Origin of the sequence: Streptomyces sp. NPDC052042, from assembly GCF_044548345.1 — a bacterium.
In the GTDB taxonomy this organism is placed as follows: domain Bacteria; phylum Actinomycetota; class Actinomycetes; order Streptomycetales; family Streptomycetaceae; genus Streptomyces.
In genome coordinates, this window is the sequence record NZ_JBIUBU010000001.1 from 580324 (window position 1) to 599728 (window position 19405).

A 19405-nucleotide genomic window follows, 5' to 3' on the forward strand; every position below is an offset into this window, starting at 1 on the left:
TGCCGCGCACGGCCGCCTCCCGACACCCGCTCCGGCCCCCGCGGCCGATGCTGGAACAATCCCGGCATGACCACATGGACCCGCCACGCCCCGCGCTGGGTGGTGGCGCTGGTCTGCGCGTACGCGGCCGGCCTGCTGTGCGTGGGCAGCGTCGCCCACCTCTCCGACCTGCTGCGGCACGGTCTCCACCCCTACGGTTGGGCCCCGGACTGGCTGAACCTGTACTGGTCTTCCCTGGCCCTCTTCGACACCCTGGCGGCGCTGCTCCTGCTCCGGGGACGACGTACCGGCATCGACCTGGCCGCCCTCATCATGGCGACAGACCTCGCCGCCAACTGGTACGCGGCATACGGCATCCAGCACAGCACCTTCCTGGACCAGCCGGGCCTGCAACGCCTGACCGCCTTCGCCGCACTCGTCCTGGGAACCGCACCTTTCGCCCGAAGGCACCTGCGCCCCGCAGTCGCCACTCCTCCAGCGGGAACACCGCCTCCCCCGACCCGGTCGATGTAACCCTCCAGCTGGCAGGACTCGGGGCTTCCATCCCTCCCACGGATGAAGTCTCCCCTGCCTGAACGAAGTCGAGAGCTCAGGGATGGGCTACGTCGGCTTTGGCCATGGGGGTCTCCCCTGCCCTAGTGGAGGCGAGAGCTTGGGAAAGCGCCGGGCGTCGTGGCGGGGCCAAGCGTTGCCGGAAACGGCACCAGCGCGGAACGGGGGCCGTGGCGGCCCCCGTTCACCGGTCCGGCGTGCGCTCCGCCGAGCGCACGACGGACCTTGTCATGCGGGATCAGGCAGGACAGGCCCCGAGGTCTTCCCAGACGCCCCAGTCGCCGGTGGTGCCGGGCTCATCGCCCTGGACCCACCACTTGGCACGCCAGTTGCGGCCCTTGTGGGAGACGGTGTCGCCACCGGTGTAGACCCTGTTGGAGCTCCAGGCCGTCGCGGTGCAGTTGTCCGGGTCGGTGTCGCCACCGCCACCGTTGCCGCCCCCGCCACCGGTGCCGCCGATGTTCACGTCGATGCAGGAGTAGAAGGCGTTGCCGGTGTCGGCCACGTTCCAGACGGCGAGCACCTTCTGCTTGCCGGTGAAGCTGCCGAAGTTCACCGCGTGGCTGACGTCGGGAGCGGGCTGGGCATTGTTGCCCGCGAACTCGCCGATCTTCGTGTTGCCGATGAAGTACTGCCAGTTGGAGGTGGCGTGCCGCGCGGTGTGGTGCCACGTGAAGGTGTACGTGGAGCTGACGGGGGTGACGCGCCAGCCCTTGTTGTCGTCGTCCAGCTCGGCGAACTGTGCGTTGCCGCCGCTACAGCTCTTGAGGCCCTTCGGCCCCTCGACACTCTGCGGCTCATACTTGATCTGACCGCACTGGACGACACCCGCGGCGCACTGGTCCTGGCGGCTGTTGGGCGAGGTCACCCATCCGTGGGCACTGGCGGAGCTGGCCGGAAGGCTGACGGCGAGCAGCGGAGCGACCAGGGCACCGACGGCGACGGCCACCCGTCTTTTCGTGTTCATGACATGCACTTCCTTCGATACGTTTGGCGAGATTTGGTCTAGACCCGAGGTGCGCTAGGTCTAGACCATAGTCGCGAACGGGACCCGGTCAAGAGATAGCGCTCACCGAACTGCCGCCCGAGCGGACCAACTTCGCGAATGCCCCGTCGACCGAAACTTCCGGAGGCTACCGACCTGGCCTCGACCCTGGATGACGGTCCGCCGACGGCGTCGGCGGACCGATTCGCGTTCCGTGGCTGCCGGCAAGCAGGCCGACAGCCGCCAACAGGCCCCCCAGCACGCCCTATCGCCGCAGGTCAAGGGAACTTTCCCCGTTTCTGATCAAGCACCGGGACGGCTCACCTCGCGAACGTGCGAGGTCCATCAGGGGGGAAGACCTGGAACTCCGGGCCCTTCCCGGGAGTCCGCCGCCAGACCCCCTTGCCGCCCTTCGGGACATAGCCGGCGTTCATGCCTCGACCTGGAGCCCACGCATCGTCAACGCTGCCACCGACGCCCCGGCCGGCCCGTGTGCCTCCTGGCCGAAGGGGCGGTCGTCACGGCGTCCATCACACGAGACCTTCGGGCCGCCCGGACCGATCGCATGGCGGCCGACGCGCTCATCGCCCCACCGGCGGCGGCGTCTTGATCCACGAGAGCTGTCGTAACCCACACGGCCGTCGAGCCCCAGCCCGGTTCGGACTGGGGCTCGACGGGCTCACGGGGAGCTCACCGGTGCGGGTTCCGGTTCGGTGGACACCGTCGTCTTCGGGCGGTGTCAGCAGCCGCTGCCGATGCGAAGAGAGGTCATCTTGTCATTGAAGTGCGAGGCCACGGCCGCTTCGGACTTTCCCGGCGCAATCGTGAACATGCACCCGACGTAGTTGGAGTGCTCGTAGACGCTGACCGTTTTACCAGTGCGGTTCCAGTAAGAGGTCATGCGGTCGTTCATGTAGTCGCCGACGTTGGGGTTCGACGAGGTGTAGTGCCGGAAGTCGCCCCGATAGCTGGATTGCTCCCATACACAGAAAGATCCGGACGGGCACTGGTCGGAGTCGGCTGCCGCCGGGCTCGCGGTCATGGAGGCGGTGCCCGCAGTGAACGCCAGGACGGCCGCGGCGGTCCACAGACGCGAGGAGAAGCTTTTGAATCGGACCATACTTTTCTCCGTTTCGTTTTCCGTGGTCAACCGCATAGAGTCAACCGCGGGCAGCGTAGGAATGCCGCAGACCGGCTGGCAATACTCACTCGGAGCGGACCATCCCCCGGATAAAGGTTTCTCCTCTTGATTTCAGGGGCTTCTCAGGATTTCAAGAGGTGGCACCGGTCAACACGAACAGGTGATATTCCAGCGCCTCTTCAGGGACGCCCCTGGTCCATACGGCGGGCCACCGCCGTCCCAGGGTTGCGCCGCCTACGGAGCCGACGCCACCCGCTGTCGTACGTCCTGGCCCTGGCCGCCTGCTCGGTTCTGGCCGGAACAAACTCCCTCACCGCCATCGCCGAGTGGGCCGTCGACGCCCCTGACCTGCGCCTTCTCCGCTGCGGGGCCACGCTGCGCGATCCGGACCGGCCCTACCGAGCACCCAGCGAGGTGACCGTGCGCCGGATACCGCAGCACATCGACGGCGACGCGCTCGACGCGGCGATCACCGCCGACCAGGCCGGCCCGGCTCGCCCATCTGATCCGCGGTAATTGGAACATCGAGGCCTCGCATCATGTCCGCGACACCACGTTTGCCGAGGACGCCTCCCGGCTTCGGACCGGCAACGCATCGCGAACAATGGCGGCCTTGCGCAACCTGGCCATCGGCGCCCTGATATGAACAGGAGTCACCAACATCTCCGCCACCCTCCGCCGCAACGCCCGCGACCCACAACACCCGCTCACACTCCTCGGCCTCGCGTGATCACAAACGGACGTCGAGCGACCATGCCGAACCGCTGCCGGGTGCCGCCACCGACAAGGCATTCAGCGAACTCGCAAGAGTTTGTCCGGACTTCAGGTCCACCTGGGCTGCTCCGCAGAGCCCTACGAACGCTCCGCAGCCGTTCGGGCATGGCCGGCAGCCGCTGACGCGGAGGCCAGGACCAGAAAGCTGCTGAACGCATGGAACACAGCTCCCCCTGCGCTGAAGACCCGGAGTTGGCTCTTCAGCGCCTCGTAGTACTCGGGCTCGGTGAGCTCCACCCTGGCGCTGTGCTGAGGGTCCGCAGTCTTGTCCCAGTAAGTGTAGTAATAGCCTGACGCGTCTGCTTTTACATCCTCGGCTGCGCCGGTACCGGTTGCAAAGCCAAGCGCGGCCAGGCAGATGACGAACGCGTAGGTGAGCTTGAGGGCGGGTGGCAGTACCAGGACATACCTAATGAACCGGGTGGCATTGCTCTGGCCCATCAGCTGGACCCCGGCTCCGGTGATGAAGCTGCGGATGAACGCGACGGCGAAGACCGGGAACACCGCGACGGACAAGCCCAGCACAAGCCACCTCGGCACGGTGTACTCACCGGGCAGCCAGGTCGAGACCATACACAAAAGATCGACTCCGCAGAGCACCAACGCCAGCCCGAAGTGCACCCTGTAGCTGCCGCGCAGCTCCTCCATGCTGGTTTCCTCCCGCAAGCCCCTGATCGATGCACCACAGCCTGGAGCACCTTCGCAATCACGAAAAGCCCTGGGACGCGGGGGCTCTGGAACTGCGCCTTTACGAGGGAACGGGATACTCGGGCGAGGGGCTCGGCCATGGCCCGGCCTCCGTCGTCATCGGGAGCGGTTGGTCCCGCGCCAACCGCCCTCTGCTCACGGCTGTCCCGGATGCCGACGGCGACGCCAAGGCTGACATCTGGGCGACCGGAGGCGACACACAGCTCTGCTTCCACTCGAACATCTCGGGCAGCGGAGTCTCCGTGAGTACTTCGGGATGGCAGAGCTTGCAGTCCCTGAGCTGATCCGGCCTGCCCCTGGCAGCGCGTGGACGAAGTGGCCCGTGCCGGTTGCGTTCCGGCACGGGCCCACCCATGTGGGAAGTGGATGCAGAACCTTCAGGTCTGAGCGGACGGAAGCCCGTCGCTTCTTCCGGACCGCACCGATTCAGGGCGTCCACGTCCTGCGGGTGCCGCGCCGTCCCTCACCTCGCGGCAAGGGACCAGGGGTCCCTACTCGTCCGGCGGGAACACCGCCTCCCCCGAGCCGGCGAGCGTGATCATGATGGCCTCGACCGGGCATCCCTCGGCCGCGGCGAGGACGTGTTCATCGGCGTCGGTCTCCGAAGCGGCGGGCCGCGACTGCCGGGCGGAGTCCAGCGCGAACGCGTCCGGGGCGTAGCTCACGCACATCCCGGAGCCGATACAGACCCCCCGGTCGACCTCCACGGCCCAACGGTCCCCCATCACGCGCCTCCCTCGGTGCCGCCAGCGGCCTGGTAACCGGCCGGCAGGTGGATCATCTTGTGTTCGAAGTACTCGCCGTACCCCTCAGGCCCGAACTCCCGCCCCAGGCCGGAGTTCTTGTACCCACCGAACGGCCCGAGCATGTCGAGACTGAACGTGTTCACACTGTACGTGCCGGTCCTGACCCGGCGGGCGATGTCGATGCCGTGCTCGGTGTCGGCGGTCCAGACGCTGCCGCTGAGGCCGTAGTCGGAGTCGTTGGCGATGCGGACCGCCTCGTCCTCGTCGTCGTACGGGATGAGGCAGATGACCGGACCGAAGATCTCCTCGCGGGCGATGCGCATGGCGTTGTCGACGTCCCCGAAGAGCGTGGGCTCGACGTACCAGCCGCGTTCCTGGGAGACCGGACGGCCGCCCCCGGCAAGGATCTTGGCACCTTCGTCCTGGCCGATCCGGATGTAGTCGAGCGAGCGCCGCCGCTGGCGCTCGGCGACCAGGGGGCCCAGTTCGGTGGCGGGGTCGAGCGGGTCGCCGACCTTCAGCGCGGACGCCGCGGCGGCGAACGCCTCGGCGGTCTCGTCGTAGCGGGAGCGCGGGACGAGGATGCGGGTCTGGGCCACACACGCCTGACCGTTGATCATCCAGGCGAACGGGACGATTCCGGCGACGGCCGTGTCCAGGTCGGCGTCCGGGAGAATCACCGCGGCGGACTTGCCGCCGAGCTCCAGCGTGACCCGGGTGAGGTTGCGGGAGGCGACCTCCATCACCCGGCGCCCCGCGGCCACCGACCCGGTGAACGACACCTTGTCGACACCCCGGTGTCCGACCAGGTACTCGCTGACCTCCCGGTCGGCGGGCAGGATCGACAACACCCCCTCGGGCAGCCCGGCCTCGGCGGCGATCTCCGCCAGGACATAGGCGTCCAGCGGGGACTCGGGCGACGTCTTGAGAATGGCGGAGCACCCGGCCAGCAGCGCGGGCGCGAGCTTGGCGGCGGCGGTGAACTGCGGGACGTTCCACGGCACCACGGCCGCGACCACTCCCACCGGTTCGCGGCGCACCAGCAGGGGGCCCAGCGCCCCGTCCCGCCGTTCCTCGTACGGGAAGGTACGGGCGACGGTGATCGCCGCGTCCCACACCATCATCGCGGAGAGCGCCTGCACCATCACGCTGGACGTGTACGGGGTGCCGTTCTGCGCGCTGATGACCCGGGCGATCTCCTCGTACCGGGCGGCGAACGCGTCCTTGATCCTGGTCACCACCGCGATCCGCTCGTCCAGGGGCGTGCGCGGCCAGGGCCCCTCGTCGAACGCCCGCCGCGCGGCGGCCACGGCCCGGTCCACGTCCGCCTCGCAGGCGTGCGGCACCCGGCCGATGACCTGTTCGGTGTGGGGCGATACGACCTCGATGACCTCGCGGCCCAGCGGATCGACCAACTCCCCGCCGATGAACAGTTTTCCGTGTTCGACAAGCTCGGTCATGGCTGCTGCCTCCCGCGAACCGGCGTTACGAGGATATCTGATGAGCAGGTGTCTGATGGGGCGTCAAAACTGATACCAGTTCCAGTTCCAGGAGTCCACGGGCCATGGCAGGCATCTCTCACCGCGTGACAGCGCCGCTGGAGCAGGTGAGGTCCCCCGGCCTGGTCGAGCAGCCCGCCCGAAACACAGGCCGGGACGCAGGTCGGGACGCAGTCCAGGACGCAGGCCAGGGCACGGGCCGGGACTCGGGCCGGGCTTCATCGTGCCGGTCGGTGCGGGAGCCCGAAGGCCGTGGTCACCTGCTCGACGAGGGCGTCCTCGGCCAAGGTGGTGTCGATCCGGATGGCGCGCAGCCGAAGGCGCTCGACCTCCGACTGAAGGCGCGCGGTGAACATGCTGTCCCGTTCGGCGAGGTTGTGGTCCGCCTTCACCGGATCGCTGGTCCGCCCTACGAACCCCTCCCCCGGCACGGCCCGGCTCCGGAAGGCGGCCCGGCGGAATTCCGGTGTGGGAAGAAGCCAGACAGCCTGCTCGGGAACGGTGAGCAGAGGTTTCACCAGGTGCGGCAGCAGCCGGAAGCCCTCCACGAGGACACATGGTTCCCGCGGCAGGCGAAGAAGGTCCTCGATGATCAGGCCGAAGCCCTCCCCGCGAAACCAGTGGAACGTTTCGAGCATGGTCTCCGGAGACCGGCTCACCCACCGCTCGTCCATGTCCATGGCGATGAACTCGTGCAGGAAGGGGGCCTCCTGGGGCGTGGTCCGTCGAGCGTGGTCCCCCATCACGTCATCGGTCGCGTAGAGGCGCCAACCGCGGCGCTCGGCGACTCGGCGACTGATCGTCGACTTGCCCGCGCCGCTCCCACCGCCGATCCAGTACACGTGCCGCAGCCGCGCACGAAATTCTGTGGAGTCGGCCAGTTCTTCATACATTCCGGGAGACATTCCTCTCCTGCCCACTGCGACAACCGGGACGGACCTCGCGTCCATCGTCGCTGCTGCCGGCCGTGCGCGGCGCGTGTGACGCACAGCGCGAGCTCATGGTGGTTGACCGGGGCTACCACTGGAACAAGTTCTCGTTACAGTGGGCAGCGTGCGCACCGCGCACCGCGCACCACGCACCACGCACCGTTCAGTCGTACGTCCGGTGAGTCGGCCGGGCGGTGGGGAGAGGGGAAACCCATGACGCAGGTGACCGACCACGGCGGGGGCGTCCACAGCGTCAAGGTGCCCATCCCGGACAACCCGCTCGGCCACACCCTGGTGCACGTCGTCGACACCGATCGCGGGCCGGTCCTGATCGACACCGGGTGGGACGATCCGGAGGCGTGGGACACGCTCACCGCCGGGCTGACCGCCGTCGGCATGGACGTCACCGACATCCACGGCATCGTCATCACCCACCACCACCCCGATCACCACGGTCTCTCCGGCCAGGTGCGTGAGGCGTCCGGGGCCTGGATCGCCATGCACGCGGCGGACGCCGAGATCGTGCGCCGCACCCGGGAGTCGGAGCCCGGCACCTGGCTGAACTACCTCGTGGCCAAGCTCACCGCGGTCGGCGCGCCCGAGGCGCACCTGGCGCCGTTGCGGGCCGCGGTGGCGGGCCGGGGACGGATGGGCACCCTGCCCGGGGCGCGGTCCGCGCTGCCGGACCGGGAGATCGTGCCCGGCGAGCTGCTGGACCTGGCCGGACGGCGGCTGCGGGCGGTCTGGACGCCCGGCCACACCCCCGGGCACGTCTGCCTCCATCTGGAGGAAAACCATCCGACCGGTCTGCCCGGGCGAGGGCGGCTGTTCTCCGGCGACCATCTGCTGCCGGGGATCAGCCCGCACATCGGGCTCTACGAGGACCCGGACGACGACACGGTGACCGACCCCCTCGGGGACTACCTCGGTTCCCTGGAACGCGTGGGACGGCTCGGGGTGGCGGAGGTGCTGCCCGCCCATCAGTACGCGTTCCCGGACGCGGCCGGGCGGGTACGCGAGCTCCTCGAACACCATGAGGAGCGGCTGACCGGGCTGCTCGGGCTGCTGGCCGCCCCGCTGACCCCGTGGGAGCTGGCCGAGCGGATGGAGTGGAACCGGCCGTGGGAGCAGATCCCGCACGGCTCGCGCAACATCGCCGTCTCGGAGGCGGAGGCGCACCTGCGGCGGCTGGTGAAACTGGGCCGCGCGGAGGCGGTGGCGGGGAGCGACCCCGTGACGTACATCGCGGTGTGAGCGCGTCGGTGGCGTACATCATCGCGCTGTGAGCACCGGTGACGTGCCTCGCGGTGTGAGCGCCTGTGGCGTGCGCCGCGCTGTGAGCGCCGGTGACGCGCATCGCGGTGCGGGTGGCATACACCCCTCGCGGGGAGCGTGCTATCCGTCCGCGGTGCGGGTCGCATACGCCCGCGCATCCCGCAATCCTCATCCCACGTCCCGCATCGCGCGGGCCGGCCCGGGCTACCGCCCCCCTCCTCCCGCCTCGGAGCACCGGCCCTCTGCCGGGCGCCCCGGACACCCCGGGGGCCGTCCGGGACCGCCCGGTAGAGTGAGCGGGTCGTCATCATGCCCGTACAGGGGGAAGCCGGTGCGAATCCGGCACTGACCACGCAGCCGTGAGCCGTCCTTGGACGGCTAGTCGGAATGCCCTGGACGCGGTTGTGACCGGCTCGGACCACCGGACCCCCGGTGGTCGGCACCGTCGAGGTATACGGAGTCGGAGTCTGGTGCGTGAGCGTGCCTGTGCCCGGTTCCCCGCACAGGAGAGGCCCCGCCCGCCATGACCGTACGCCGCAGCGCGGCAACCCTCGCCGCCACCACGGCCGCCGTGCTCTTCGCGGCCGCCCCGGTCGCGGTCGCGGCGCCGTCCCCGTCGCCCACCCCGTCCGCCGCACTGCCCGACGGGCTGTACGGCACGAAGGACCCCACCTACGACGGGGTCTGGCGGCAGTCGCTGGCCTTCCTCGCGCAGCGGGTCGAGGGCGTGACGCCCTCCGCGAAGGCGGTGGACTGGCTGATCGGCCAGCAGTGCGACAGCGGCGCGTACGCCGCGTACCGGCCCGACGTCTCCAAGCCGTGCGGCGAAAAGACGGTGCTGGACACCAACGCCACCGCGGTCGCCGTGCAGGCGCTGGCCGAGGTCGGCGGGCACGCGGAGACCGCGAAGAAGTCGGTCGACTGGCTGAAGTCCGTGCAGAACGAGGACGGCGGCTGGGGCTACGCGGCCGGCGAGCCCAGCGACGCCAACTCCACCTCCCTCGTGATCGGCGCCCTGGCCCGGCAGGGGCAGCGGCTCGCGGACATCACCACGCCCGACGGAAAGACCCCGTACGAGCCGCTGACCGCGCTCTCGATCCCGTGCGGTGAGAAGGACGGCGGCGCGTTCGCCTACCAGCCGGACAAGGCGGGGAAGCTCACGGCCAACGCGGACGCCACCGCCGCCGCCGTGCTCGGCACCATGGGCAAGGCGCTGGCCACCGGCAACAACGCCGCCGCCAAGGGGACCGACTGCCGCCCTGCGGCCGACGGCTCCGATCTCACCCCCGAGCAGGCCGCCCAGAACGGCGCCCACTTCCTCGCCGGCGCCCTCGCCACGAAGGGGCACCTCGACCTGGCCCCGATGCCGGGTGCCGAGGACTCCGATCCGCAGCCCGACGTCGGCAACACCGCGGACGCGGTCGTCGCGCTGTCCGCCGCGGGCCACCAGGACAAGGCCGCCAAGGCCGTGTCCTGGCTGAAGAAGAACTCCGGCGCCTGGGCCGAGCACGGCGGCCCCGCCGCCTACGCACAACTGGTCCTGGCCGCGCACGCGACCGGGAACGACGCCCGGGACTTCGGCGGCGTGGACCTGGTCGACAAGCTGAACGCGACCGGTCCCCGGCCCGCGTCCATCACGACACCGGACCCGTCCGCCGACACCGGGTACGAGGCCACCGAGAAGGACCAGGTCCACAGCGGCGACGACGTGATCGGCGGCGTGTGGTGGTTCATCGGGATCGGTCTCGTCGTCGGCGCGGGCGTCGGCTTCCTGATCAGCGGTCGCAGGAAGAACCGGCAGTCGTGAGGCGGTCGGGAGGGGCCGCGGCGCTGCTGGCGGTGGTCCTGGGCGCGATACTGACCGTCCTCGGCGCGGGACCGGCCCAGGCGGTCGGCTACCGGTACTGGTCGTTCTGGGAGGGCTCCGGCAGCGGCTGGACGTACGCCACCCAGGGGCCCGCCCTGGTCCGGCCGGACGACGGCACGGTGCAGGGCTTCCGGTTCTCGGTGAGCGAGGACTCCGAGGACGCGGCCCGGCCGCGTCACGCCCCCGACTTCGCGAAGATCTGCGCAAACACCCCGGCCGAGAAGGGGTCCAAGCGGGTCGCACTCGTCATCGACCCGGGTACGGCGGCGGACGCCCCGGACGGCCAGAGCCCGCCCGCGCTCCGGACCGCGTGTGCCCTGGTCGCCCCGGACGCGAGCACCGCCGAGGCCCTCGCCTCGGTCGCCAAGCCGCTGCGTTACGACAGCAACGCGCTGCTCTGCGCCATCTCCGGCTACCCGGCCTCGGGCTGCGGCGAGCAGGTGTCGGACGAAGAACGGTCCGCGTCCTCCCGTTCCGCCGAGGCCACCGCCCCCGCGTCCACCGCTGCCTCCGGCGACTCCGGCGGCTCCGAGGACTCCAAGGGTGGCGGTCCGTCCACCGGAGTGCTCCTCGGGGCCGGCGCCGTCCTCGTCCTCGGCACCGCCGCGGCCGTGCGGGCACGCCGCCGGGGATGACCGTCTCGCCCCACGGCCCGGCGACCGGTGACCCCGCCGCCGACGGCCGATCGACGAGCGCCCCGGTCGCCGGAACCCCGGCGGCCGGGGGCGAGACGGCCGACGGCCCGGCCCACCGCGGCACCGGCACCGCCCGACCGCCGCACCAGGTCCCCCACCCCGCCCAGTCGCTCCGCGCGCTGCGCGCCCCCGAGGCGAACCGGAGCAACGCCGTGCCCGCCGGGGCGTGGTGGCTGTGGGCGCTGGGCCTCGCCACCGCCGCCTCCCGCACCACCAACCCGCTGCTGCTCGGGCTGCTGGTCGGGGTGGCGGGCTATGTGGTCGCGGCGCGGCGCACGGACGCGCCGTGGGCCCGTTCCTACGGGGCGTTCATCAGGATCGGGCTGTTCGTCATCGCGGTGCGGCTGGTCTTCTCCGTCTTCCTCGGCTCGCCGATCCCCGGGACGCATCCGCTGTTCACTCTTCCCGAGGTGCCGCTGCCCGACTGGGCGCAGGGCGTCCGGATCGGCGGCCGGGTCACCGCCGAGCAGGTGGTGTTCGCCCTGTACGACGGGGCGAAGCTGGCCACCCTGCTGATCTGCGTCGGCGCGGCCAACTCGCTGGCGAACCCCGCCCGGTTGCTGAAGTCGCTGCCGGGCGCGCTGTACGAGGCGGGGGTCGCCGTCGTCGTCGCGATGACGTTCGCGCCGAACATGGTCGCCGACGTGGTGCGGCTGCGCACCGCGCGGCGGCTGCGGGGCCGTCCGACCGGCGGCGTCAAGGCGGTCCTCCAGATCGGACTGCCGGTCCTGGAGGGCGCGTTGGAGCGGTCGGTCGCGGTGGCGGCGTCGATGGACGCGCGTGGCTACGGGCGTACCGCCGAGGTCCCGCCCGCTGTCCGGCGCACCACCAACGCGCTCACGCTCGGCGGGCTGCTTGGGGTCTGCGCGGGCACGTACGGGCTGCTGGCCGCGCAGGGCGCGGTGTACGGGCTCCCGCTGCTGATCGCCGGGCTCGTCGCGGCGGCGGCCGGGCTGCGCCTGGGCGGTGCCCGGTCGGTCCGTACCCGCTACCGGCCCGACCGGTGGGGCGTGCGGGCCTGGCTGGTGGCGGGTTCGGGGGTCGTGGTGGCGGTGGCGCTGATCTGGGCGGGCGGCGTCGACGCGGAGGCGCTGCACCCCGGGGTCGTGCCGCTGATCGCGCCGGTGCTTCCGCTGTGGCCCGCGGCGGCGGTGCTGGTGGGGCTGCTGCCCGCGCTGGTGGCGCCCGTGCCGCCGCCGGTGGGCGTACCGGGGCCGTCCGGCCGCTCCGGCGCCGTCCCGCCGGAGGCCGAGCCGTGCGGCGTCCGGCGCGGCCGGGGGCGGGACCGGGGGACGCCTGCGCGGCGGGCGGACGCGGACGGCTCCGACCACGCGGCGGACAGGCGTGCCGGACGCCGCACGGCAGACGGCGGCGTGCGGACGCGGCCGAGTCCCGAGGAGGGCCAGTGATCCGGTTCGAGCAGGTTTCGGTGCGGTACGAGGGGGCGGCGCTCCCCACCCTGTCCGGAGTCGACCTGACCGTTCCCGAGGGCGAGTTGGTGCTGCTGGTCGGCCCGTCCGGGGTCGGCAAGTCGACGCTGCTGGGCGCCGTGTCCGGTCTGGTGCCGCACTTCACCGGCGGCACGCTGAGCGGCCGGGTCACGGTCGCCGGGCGCGACACCCGGACCCACAAGCCGCGCGAACTCGCCGATGTGGTCGGCACGGTGGGGCAGGACCCGCTGTCGCACTTCGTCACCGACACGGTCGAGGACGAGCTGGCGTACGGGATGGAGTCGCTGGGGCTGGCTCCCGACGTGATGCGGCGGCGGGTCGAGGAGACCCTGGACCTGCTGGGTCTGGCCGGGCTGCGGGACCGGCCGATCGCCACGCTCTCGGGCGGGCAGCAGCAGCGGGTGGCGATCGGTTCGGTACTCACCCCGCATCCGAAGGTGCTGGTCCTCGACGAGCCCACGTCCGCGCTGGACCCGGCGGCGGCCGAAGAGGTCCTGGCGGTGCTGCAACGGCTGGTGCACGACCTGGGCACGACGGTCCTGCTGGCGGAGCACCGGCTGGAGCGGGTGGTGCAGTACGCGGACCAGGTCGTCCTGCTGCCGTCGCCGGGCGCCGCCCCCGTCATGGGCGCCCCCGCCGACGTCATGGCCGTCTCCCCGGTGCACCCCCCGGTCGTGGCACTGGGCCGGCTGGCGGGCTGGGAGCCGCTGCCGCTGTCGGTCCGCGACGCCCGGCGCCGGGCCTCCGACCTGCGCGAACGTCTGGAGCCGGTACGGCCGCCCGGCAGGCCGTCCCCGGCCCGGACGTCCGTGCCCGCGCCGCCCTCGGCGCCCGCCGTCCCGGTACGGCGGGGTGCCCTGGCCCGGCTGCTGGGACGCGGCGCTCCCCCGGCCGCCGCCGCTGCCGAGCCCGTCGTCGACGTCCCGGCCCGGGTCGAGGGCCTCGGCGTGCGGCGCGGGCGTGTCGAGGCGCTGCGCCGGGTCACGCTCGGCGTCGCCGCCGGCGAGACCGTGGCCCTGATGGGGCGCAACGGAGCGGGCAAGTCGACGCTGCTGGGCGCGCTCGTCGGCATGGTGGAGCCCACCACGGGAACCGTCCTCGTCGGCGGGCGGACCCCGCACCGCACCCAGCCGCGCGAAATGGTGCGCCGGGTCGGGCTCGTACCGCAGGAGCCGCGCGATCTGCTTTACGCGGACACGGTCGCCGCCGAGTGCGCCGCCGCCGACGCAGACGCGGGCGCCGCGGCGGGAAGCTGCCGGGCGCTGGTCTCCGAGCTGCTGCCCGGTGTGTCGGACGACACGCACCCGCGTGACCTCTCCGAGGGCCAGCGGCTCGCGCTCGCCCTGGCGGTGGTGCTCACCGCCCGGCCGCCACTGCTGCTTCTGGACGAGCCGACCCGCGGTCTGGACTACGCGGCGAAGGCCCGGCTGATCGGGGTGCTGCGCGGGCTCGCCGCCGACGGGCACGCGATCGTCCTGGCCACGCATGATGTGGAACTCGCCGCCGAGCTGGCGCACCGGGTGGTGATCCTCGCGGACGGCGAGGTCGTCGCGGACGGGGAGACCCGACAGGTGGTGGTCTCCTCCCCGGCGTTCGCCCCGCAGACCGCGAAGATCCTCGCCCCGCAGGAGTGGCTGACCGTGCCGCAGGTCCGTGACGCGCTGGGGGCCGCGTCATGAGCAAAAGGGCCGTGGAGGAGAGCCCCGTCGCGGACGGCCGCGGGACATCTGTGGGACGGGCCGGGCGGCCGGCGCGTCCGGTGCGGCTGGGGCCGCGTGCGATCGCCGCGCTGGTGCTGATCAGCGCGATCGGTGTGGGCGCGTTCGGCTGGCCGTTGCTGGCCGACGCGGACTCCGGTCTCGCGCACTCCCAGGACGCGCCGTGGCTGTTCGCCGCGCTGCTGCCGCTGCTGGTCGGTGTGGTCGTCGCGACGATCGCGGACTCCGGGCTGGACGCGAAGGCGGTGGCGATGCTGGGGGTGCTGGCCGCGGTCGGTGCCGCGCTGCGCCCGCTGGGCGCGGGTACGGCGGGGCTGGAGCCGATGTTCTTCCTGATGGTGCTGAGCGGCCGGGTGCTCGGACCCGGTTTCGGTTTCGTGCTCGGTTCCGTGACCATGTTCGCGTCCGCGCTGCTGACCGGCGGGGTGGGGCCGTGGATGCCGTTCCAGATGCTGTCGATGGGCTGGTTCGCGATGGGCGCGGGGATGCTGCCGGGCCCGGAACGGCTGCGCGGGCGGGGCGAGCTGCTGATGCTGGCCGGGTACGGGTTCCTGGCGGCGTTCGCGTACGGCACGGTGATGAACCTGTACGGCTGGACGATCGTGCCCGGTCTCGGATCGGGGATCTCGTTCCACGCGGGTGATCCGCTGGCGGAGAACCTGGTCCGCTTCCTGGCCTACTGCGCGGCGACCTCGCTCGGCTGGGACCTGGGCCGGGCCGCCCTCACCGTCGTCCTGACCCTGACCGTCGGCTCGACGCTGCTGAAGGCGCTGCGTCGGGCCACGCGCCGCGCCGCCTTCGATGCACGGGGCACGTTCGACGCCTCCGAAGGGTGAGGGCCGCACGGCGCCTTGACGGCTACGATCGGGGGTGGCGACCACCGTTTCGCCACCACTCCCCCGATTTTCGGGGCTTTCGGCCCGGCTCACGCCGCGTCAACCTTTCAAAAAAGAACGGTTTCTTGTTACTTGGACGACTTAATTACCCATTGGTCCATATAGGCGCTTTTTCCTCTGACGTCCGTTCCCCTCGGCGCCAGAAGCGTTGTCACCTACGTGGAACCTCGTGATTACTGGGATCGGAATGCCGTCCTGGCGGAAGCTTTCTGTGCCAGTGACGAGCGTATGCGCCGAGCGCAGGCTTTGCTGGACGAAGCGCAGGCGGAACGGAGCCGGACGCTGGCCGCTTTCGCCGTCACGGTCGGCGACGACGGATCCATCGCGGGCCTCATGGGCCTGAACGAGCGCGAAGTGCGATTGGCGCGACGCACGGTGGGTCGGAGTGACGCGCGGTCGCTCGCCCTCGAGCTGCTGAGCCGGAAGCGGCGGGCGGCCAAGGAGGCGTCTACCGAGGCCGCCCCCGCCCCGGACCCCGCCCCCGAAGTGCCCCTGCCGCATCCGCGCAAGGAGATGACGGTGCGGACGACGGGGGACGCGCGTATCGGCGCGCTGCCCCCGGCCGTACCGCCGGTCCCGGCCGCACCCCCGTCCGTGCCCCCGCTCCCCGCCACCCCTCCTCCGACGCCTCCGGCCGAGGTGGACAGCACGGTCGTCTGGTCGCCCAGCATGGACTCCGTGCTGTTGTGGAGCTGGGAGTCCGGACTCGACGTGCAGACGGTCGCCGCGGAACTCGGCCTGGATGTGCGGGCGTTGCTGATGCGCGTACAGGAACTCGCCAACGACGGGATGATCACGCTCGCCAACCCGGTCGTCGAGGCGAGCCGTTCGGGCCGCCACCGCCGCCAGAACTTCGACGAGCAGGCGTACGCGGCGCTGCTCAGCCCCACCGCCACCTTCCCCACGCACCACACACACCACCTGCCGTACTGAGCGTCCGCCGCCGGGAGTGCCGCGAGGCGACCGGAGGCCGGGCGCCGGCCCGGTCGGGGGCCGCTCCGGAGCCGGGCCGGCCGGGAGCCGGGGCACCGTGAACGTTGCCTGCCGCGGCACTAAAGCCGCTGGATGATCGTCCCGGTTGCCAGGGCGCCACCCGCGCACATCGTGATCAGGGCGAACTCCTTGTCCCTGCGCTCCAGTTCATGCAGCGCGGTGGTGATCAACCGGGCTCCCGTGGCACCGACCGGGTGGCCGAGTGCGATGGCCCCGCCGTTGACATTGATCTTGTCCGGGTCCTGCTCGAAGACCTGGGCCCAGCTCAGCACCACGGACGCGAACGCCTCGTTGATCTCCACGATGTCGATGTCCTTGAGCGACATCCCGGCCCGGCCGAGCACCGCCCGTGTCGCGTCGATCGGCCCGTCGAGGTGGTAGTGCGGATCGGCTCCGGCGAGCGCCTGGGCGACGATCCGGGCACGCGGCCTGAGCTTGAGCGCGCGCGCCATGCGCTTGGACGCCCACATGATCGCGCAGGCCCCGTCGGAGATCTGCGAGGAGTTGCCCGCGGTGTGGATCGCGGTGGGCATGACCGCCTTGAGGCCGGCCAGCGCCTCCATGCTGGTGTCCCGCAGCCCCTCGTCGCGGTCCACCAGGCGCCACATCCCCTGCCCGGCGGCCTGCTCCTCCTCGGTGGTCGGCACCTGCACCGCGTACGTCTCGCGCTTGAACCTCTCCTCGGTCCATGCGACGGCCGCCCGCTCCTGCGAGAGCAGCCCTAACCGGTCGACGTCCTCCCTGGTGAGGCCGCGCCTGCGGGCGATGCGCTCGGCGGCCTCGAACTGGTTGGGCAGGTCGACGTTCCACTCGTCGGGCCAGGGCTTGCCCGGCCCGTGCTTGGAGCCGCTGCCCAGTGGCACCCGCGACATCGCCTCGACGCCGCAGCTGATCCCGATGTCGATCACCCCGGCCGCGACCATGTTGGCGACCATGTGGGACGCCTGCTGCGAGGAACCGCACTGGCAGTCCACGGTGGTGGCGGCGGTCTCGTACGGCAGGCCCACGGCGAGCCACGCGTTGCGGGCCGGGTTCATGGACTGTTCGCCGGCGTGGGTGACCGTACCGCCGACGATCTGCTCCACGCAGTCGGCGTGGATTGCGGTGCGTCCGAGGAGTTCTCGGTAGGTCTCGCCGAGCAGATAGGCGGGATGCAGATTGGCGAGCACGCCTCCGCGCTTGCCGATGGGGGTGCGTACGGCTTCGACGATGACGGGTTCCGCGGCCATGAGACTCGTCCTCTCCTCGCGCCTCCGCAGAGGCGTCCCGGCGCCCACGGAAGCAAACTAGTACGCGTTCTAGTTCTCTGGGCAGTCTTATGAGACCCGCCGCCACGGCGCAAGGGTGCTGCACGCACCTTGCGCCGACTCCACGCCCACCCCACTCGCCCTTCACTCAAAGGAACCAACGGCGCCTCTTGCCAGTTATAGAACCGGTTACTACGTTGCGGACACCTTTCTGATGGACCGTCAGACACTTGCATGACGGCCCTCGGACCGACCTGGAGATGCCGATGTCCTGCCCCCATCTGCCCGAAGGCTTCGACTTCACCGATCCGGACCTGCTCCAAGCCCGCGTCCCGCACCCGGAGTTCGCCGAGATGCGGAAGACCGCGCCGGCCTGGTGGTGCACCCAGCCGGCCGGCGTCTCCGGTTTCGACGACGAGGGCTACTGGGTCGTCACCCGGCACGCGGACGTCAAGTTCGTCTCCACCCACCCGGAACTGTTCTCGTCCCACACCAACACCGCGATCATCCGCTTCAACGAGTCCATCGACCGCGACCAGATCGAGGTCCAGAAGCTGATCATGCTGAACATGGACCCGCCCGAGCACACCCGGGTCCGCCAGATCGTCCAGCGCGGTTTCACCCCCCGGGCGGTGCGCTCGCTGGAGGCGGCCCTGCGCGACCGGGCCCGCTCGATCGTGGAGTCCGCGCTCGCCGACGCCTGCCGCGACGCGGGTTCCGGCGCCGGCTCCCCCGGCTCGTTCGACTTCGTCACGCGGGTGGCGGTCGAACTGCCGCTCCAGGCCATCGCCGAACTCATCGGCGTAGCGCAGGAGGACCGCTCGAAGATCTTCGACTGGTCCAACAAGATGGCCGCGTACGACGATCCGGAGTACGCGATCACCGCGGAGGTCGGCGCCGAGGCGGCCATGGAGCTCATCTCGTACGCGATGAACCTCGCCGCGGCCCGCAAGGAGTGCCCGGCCAAGGACATCGTGAGCCAGTTGGTCGCCGCGGAGGGTCAGGGAAACCTTTCCTCCGACGAGTTCGGCTTCTTCGTGATCCTGCTCGCCGTCGCCGGGAACGAGACCACCCGCAACGCCATCAGCCACGGGATGCACGCCTTCCTCACCCACCCCGACCAGTGGGAGCTCTACAAGCGCGAGCGCCCGGAGACGACCGCGGAGGAGATCGTCCGCTGGGCCACCCCGGTGGTCTCCTTCCAGCGGACCGCCACCCAGGACGTCGAACTGGGCGGACAGCGGATCAGAAAGGGGGACCGGGTCGGGCTGTTCTACTCCTCGGCCAACAACGACCCCGAGGTCTTCGAGAACCCGGAGACCTTCGACATCACCCGCGACCCCAACCCGCACCTCGGCTTCGGCGGCGGCGGACCGCACTTCTGCCTCGGCAAGTCCCTCGCCGTGATGGAGATCGACCTGATCTTCAACGCCATCGCCGAGGTGATGCCGGACCTGCGACTGATCGGTGAGCCGCGACGGCTGCGCTCGGCCTGGCTCAACGGGATCAAACAGCTCCAGGTCAGCACGGCCGCCCCCGCCCCTGGTGCCCCTCCCGGCACCAGCACCGCGGCCACCGGTTCCGAAGGGGGCTGACGGGCGGCCGGACGGCCGTCTCCGGCGTCGTGAAGAGCGGGAGGGTGCGAGGGCGGCCGACTCCCGTGCACCGGCTCCCGTGCACCGGCTCTCGCGCACCGGCTCCCGCGCACCGTCGGCCGGAACGCGCCGACCGGGTCCCGTGCCGACGCGCCGGCCGCGTCCTGTGCCGACGCGCCGGTCGGGTCACCCGAGGCGGAAGGGACCGTGCCGGGGCCCGGCCGGCGCGCGGCTTCACGGCGGTCTCGACGGTGGTGTCGATGACCACGGGGCTGCCGCATCGCCCTACGGGCCCCGGAAACGGCCTCCTGATCCGTTCGAGTGGCGAACCCGA

Annotated in this window: 18 protein-coding genes and 1 riboswitch; of the genes, 11 read left to right on the forward strand and 7 right to left on the reverse strand. The window is 71.3% G+C overall.

Annotation, left to right across the window (positions count from 1 at the left end; all coding sequences use genetic code 11):
- Positions 1 to 66: 66 nt before the first annotated feature.
- Positions 67 to 513, forward strand: coding sequence for a hypothetical protein (locus ACIHCL_RS02515; protein WP_399856099.1), 447 nt, complete (start codon positions 67 to 69; stop codon positions 511 to 513).
- Between the two features lie 277 nt (positions 514 to 790).
- On the opposite strand, the gene ACIHCL_RS02520 is transcribed toward ACIHCL_RS02515, so the two are convergent.
- Together ACIHCL_RS02520 and ACIHCL_RS02525 are read right to left on the reverse strand one after the other, a co-directional pair.
- Positions 791 to 1519 carry a lytic polysaccharide monooxygenase gene (locus ACIHCL_RS02520; RefSeq protein WP_399856102.1) on the reverse strand — a complete coding sequence of 243 codons (729 nt, stop codon included), beginning with the start codon at positions 1517 to 1519 and terminating at the stop codon, positions 791 to 793.
- 757 nt (positions 1520 to 2276) lie between these two features.
- On the reverse strand, positions 2277 to 2657 hold the full coding sequence (locus ACIHCL_RS02525) for a peptidase inhibitor family I36 protein (RefSeq protein ID WP_399856105.1): 381 nt from the start codon (positions 2655 to 2657) through the stop codon (positions 2277 to 2279).
- 246 nt (positions 2658 to 2903) lie between these two features.
- Here ACIHCL_RS02525 and ACIHCL_RS02530 point away from each other — a divergent pair, with 246 nt between their 5' ends.
- Complete coding sequence (locus tag ACIHCL_RS02530; RefSeq protein WP_399856108.1) at positions 2904 to 3194, forward strand: transposase family protein; 291 nt, start codon at positions 2904 to 2906, stop codon at positions 3192 to 3194.
- 336 nt (positions 3195 to 3530) lie between these two features.
- On the opposite strand, the gene ACIHCL_RS02535 is transcribed toward ACIHCL_RS02530, so the two are convergent.
- Positions 3531 to 4100 (reverse strand): hypothetical protein, encoded by a 570-nt coding sequence (locus tag ACIHCL_RS02535; protein ID WP_399856111.1) that lies wholly within the window; start codon positions 4098 to 4100, stop codon positions 3531 to 3533.
- 29 nt (positions 4101 to 4129) lie between these two features.
- Between ACIHCL_RS02535 and ACIHCL_RS02540 the strand changes: the two genes are divergently transcribed.
- Positions 4130 to 4444, forward strand: a complete 315-nt coding sequence (locus ACIHCL_RS02540) for a hypothetical protein (RefSeq protein ID WP_399856114.1) — start codon at positions 4130 to 4132, stop codon at positions 4442 to 4444.
- A gap of 207 nt (positions 4445 to 4651) precedes the next feature.
- Here ACIHCL_RS02540 and ACIHCL_RS02545 read toward each other — a convergent pair whose 3' ends face one another.
- The 3 genes from ACIHCL_RS02545 to ACIHCL_RS02555 all read right to left on the reverse strand — a co-directional run bounded on the left by ACIHCL_RS02545 (position 4652) and on the right by ACIHCL_RS02555 (position 7298).
- The gene (locus tag ACIHCL_RS02545) at positions 4652 to 4885 is read right to left on the reverse strand and encodes a ferredoxin (RefSeq protein WP_399856117.1); all 234 of its coding nucleotides are present in this window, start codon (positions 4883 to 4885) and stop codon (positions 4652 to 4654) included.
- Positions 4885 to 6366 (reverse strand): aldehyde dehydrogenase, encoded by a 1482-nt coding sequence (locus ACIHCL_RS02550; protein ID WP_399856120.1) that lies wholly within the window; start codon positions 6364 to 6366, stop codon positions 4885 to 4887. Before ACIHCL_RS02550 ends, ACIHCL_RS02545 begins: the two co-directional genes overlap by 1 nt.
- A gap of 257 nt (positions 6367 to 6623) precedes the next feature.
- Positions 6624 to 7298 (reverse strand): hypothetical protein, encoded by a 675-nt coding sequence (locus tag ACIHCL_RS02555; protein WP_399856123.1) that lies wholly within the window; start codon positions 7296 to 7298, stop codon positions 6624 to 6626.
- A 249-nt stretch (positions 7299 to 7547) separates the two neighbouring features.
- Here ACIHCL_RS02555 and ACIHCL_RS02560 point away from each other — a divergent pair, with 249 nt between their 5' ends.
- From ACIHCL_RS02560 to ACIHCL_RS02590, 7 genes are all read left to right on the forward strand, one after another.
- On the forward strand, positions 7548 to 8588 hold the full coding sequence (locus tag ACIHCL_RS02560) for an MBL fold metallo-hydrolase (protein WP_399856126.1): 1041 nt from the start codon (positions 7548 to 7550) through the stop codon (positions 8586 to 8588).
- 340 nt (positions 8589 to 8928) lie between these two features.
- A riboswitch (cobalamin riboswitch) is annotated at positions 8929 to 9002 on the forward strand.
- Positions 9003 to 9132: 130 nt separating this feature from the next.
- Positions 9133 to 10416, forward strand: a complete 1284-nt coding sequence (locus tag ACIHCL_RS02565) for a prenyltransferase/squalene oxidase repeat-containing protein (protein WP_399856129.1) — start codon at positions 9133 to 9135, stop codon at positions 10414 to 10416.
- Positions 10413 to 11111 carry an SCO2322 family protein gene (locus tag ACIHCL_RS02570; protein ID WP_399856131.1) on the forward strand — a complete coding sequence of 233 codons (699 nt, stop codon included), beginning with the start codon at positions 10413 to 10415 and terminating at the stop codon, positions 11109 to 11111. Before ACIHCL_RS02565 ends, ACIHCL_RS02570 begins: the two co-directional genes overlap by 4 nt.
- Complete coding sequence (locus ACIHCL_RS02575) at positions 11108 to 12580, forward strand: energy-coupling factor transporter transmembrane component T (protein ID WP_399856134.1); 1473 nt, start codon at positions 11108 to 11110, stop codon at positions 12578 to 12580. Before ACIHCL_RS02570 ends, ACIHCL_RS02575 begins: the two co-directional genes overlap by 4 nt.
- A complete protein-coding gene (locus tag ACIHCL_RS02580) occupies positions 12577 to 14301 on the forward strand; it encodes an ABC transporter ATP-binding protein (RefSeq protein ID WP_399856136.1) in 1725 nt (574 codons plus the stop codon). The genes ACIHCL_RS02575 and ACIHCL_RS02580 overlap by 4 nt, the downstream gene beginning before the upstream one ends.
- Positions 14298 to 15176, forward strand: a complete 879-nt coding sequence (locus ACIHCL_RS02585) for an ECF transporter S component (protein WP_399856139.1) — start codon at positions 14298 to 14300, stop codon at positions 15174 to 15176. Before ACIHCL_RS02580 ends, ACIHCL_RS02585 begins: the two co-directional genes overlap by 4 nt.
- 288 nt (positions 15177 to 15464) lie before the next feature.
- Complete coding sequence (locus ACIHCL_RS02590) at positions 15465 to 16169, forward strand: hypothetical protein (protein WP_399856141.1); 705 nt, start codon at positions 15465 to 15467, stop codon at positions 16167 to 16169.
- Between the two features lie 119 nt (positions 16170 to 16288).
- Here the strand turns inward: ACIHCL_RS02590 and ACIHCL_RS02595 are convergent, their stop codons facing one another.
- Positions 16289 to 17458 carry a steroid 3-ketoacyl-CoA thiolase gene (locus ACIHCL_RS02595; protein WP_399856143.1) on the reverse strand — a complete coding sequence of 390 codons (1170 nt, stop codon included), beginning with the start codon at positions 17456 to 17458 and terminating at the stop codon, positions 16289 to 16291.
- Positions 17459 to 17742: 284 nt separating this feature from the next.
- Here ACIHCL_RS02595 and ACIHCL_RS02600 point away from each other — a divergent pair, with 284 nt between their 5' ends.
- The gene (locus ACIHCL_RS02600) at positions 17743 to 19071 is read left to right on the forward strand and encodes a cytochrome P450 (RefSeq protein ID WP_399857106.1); all 1329 of its coding nucleotides are present in this window, start codon (positions 17743 to 17745) and stop codon (positions 19069 to 19071) included.
- Positions 19072 to 19405 lie beyond the last annotated feature (334 nt).

Bases quoted from the DNA above. Each gene is read 5' to 3' on its own strand.
- ACIHCL_RS02515 (WP_399856099.1), top strand. From the start codon at position 67: ATGACCACATGGACCCGCCACGCCCCGCGCTGGGTGGTGGCGCTGGTC.
- ACIHCL_RS02520 (WP_399856102.1), bottom strand. From the start codon at position 1,519: ATGAACACGAAAAGACGGGTGGCCGTCGCCGTCGGTGCCCTGGTCGCT.
- ACIHCL_RS02525 (WP_399856105.1), bottom strand. From the start codon at position 2,657: ATGGTCCGATTCAAAAGCTTCTCCTCGCGTCTGTGGACCGCCGCGGCC.
- ACIHCL_RS02535 (WP_399856111.1), bottom strand. From the start codon at position 4,100: ATGGAGGAGCTGCGCGGCAGCTACAGGGTGCACTTCGGGCTGGCGTTG.
- ACIHCL_RS02540 (WP_399856114.1), top strand. From the start codon at position 4,130: ATGCACCACAGCCTGGAGCACCTTCGCAATCACGAAAAGCCCTGGGAC.
- ACIHCL_RS02545 (WP_399856117.1), bottom strand. From the start codon at position 4,885: ATGGGGGACCGTTGGGCCGTGGAGGTCGACCGGGGGGTCTGTATCGGC.
- ACIHCL_RS02550 (WP_399856120.1), bottom strand. From the start codon at position 6,366: ATGACCGAGCTTGTCGAACACGGAAAACTGTTCATCGGCGGGGAGTTG.
- ACIHCL_RS02555 (WP_399856123.1), bottom strand. From the start codon at position 7,298: ATGTATGAAGAACTGGCCGACTCCACAGAATTTCGTGCGCGGCTGCGG.
- ACIHCL_RS02560 (WP_399856126.1), top strand. From the start codon at position 7,548: ATGACGCAGGTGACCGACCACGGCGGGGGCGTCCACAGCGTCAAGGTG.
- ACIHCL_RS02565 (WP_399856129.1), top strand. From the start codon at position 9,133: ATGACCGTACGCCGCAGCGCGGCAACCCTCGCCGCCACCACGGCCGCC.
- ACIHCL_RS02575 (WP_399856134.1), top strand. From the start codon at position 11,108: ATGACCGTCTCGCCCCACGGCCCGGCGACCGGTGACCCCGCCGCCGAC.
- ACIHCL_RS02585 (WP_399856139.1), top strand. From the start codon at position 14,298: ATGAGCAAAAGGGCCGTGGAGGAGAGCCCCGTCGCGGACGGCCGCGGG.
- ACIHCL_RS02590 (WP_399856141.1), top strand. From the start codon at position 15,465: ATGCGCCGAGCGCAGGCTTTGCTGGACGAAGCGCAGGCGGAACGGAGC.
- ACIHCL_RS02595 (WP_399856143.1), bottom strand. From the start codon at position 17,458: ATGGCCGCGGAACCCGTCATCGTCGAAGCCGTACGCACCCCCATCGGC.
- ACIHCL_RS02600 (WP_399857106.1), top strand. From the start codon at position 17,743: ATGTCCTGCCCCCATCTGCCCGAAGGCTTCGACTTCACCGATCCGGAC.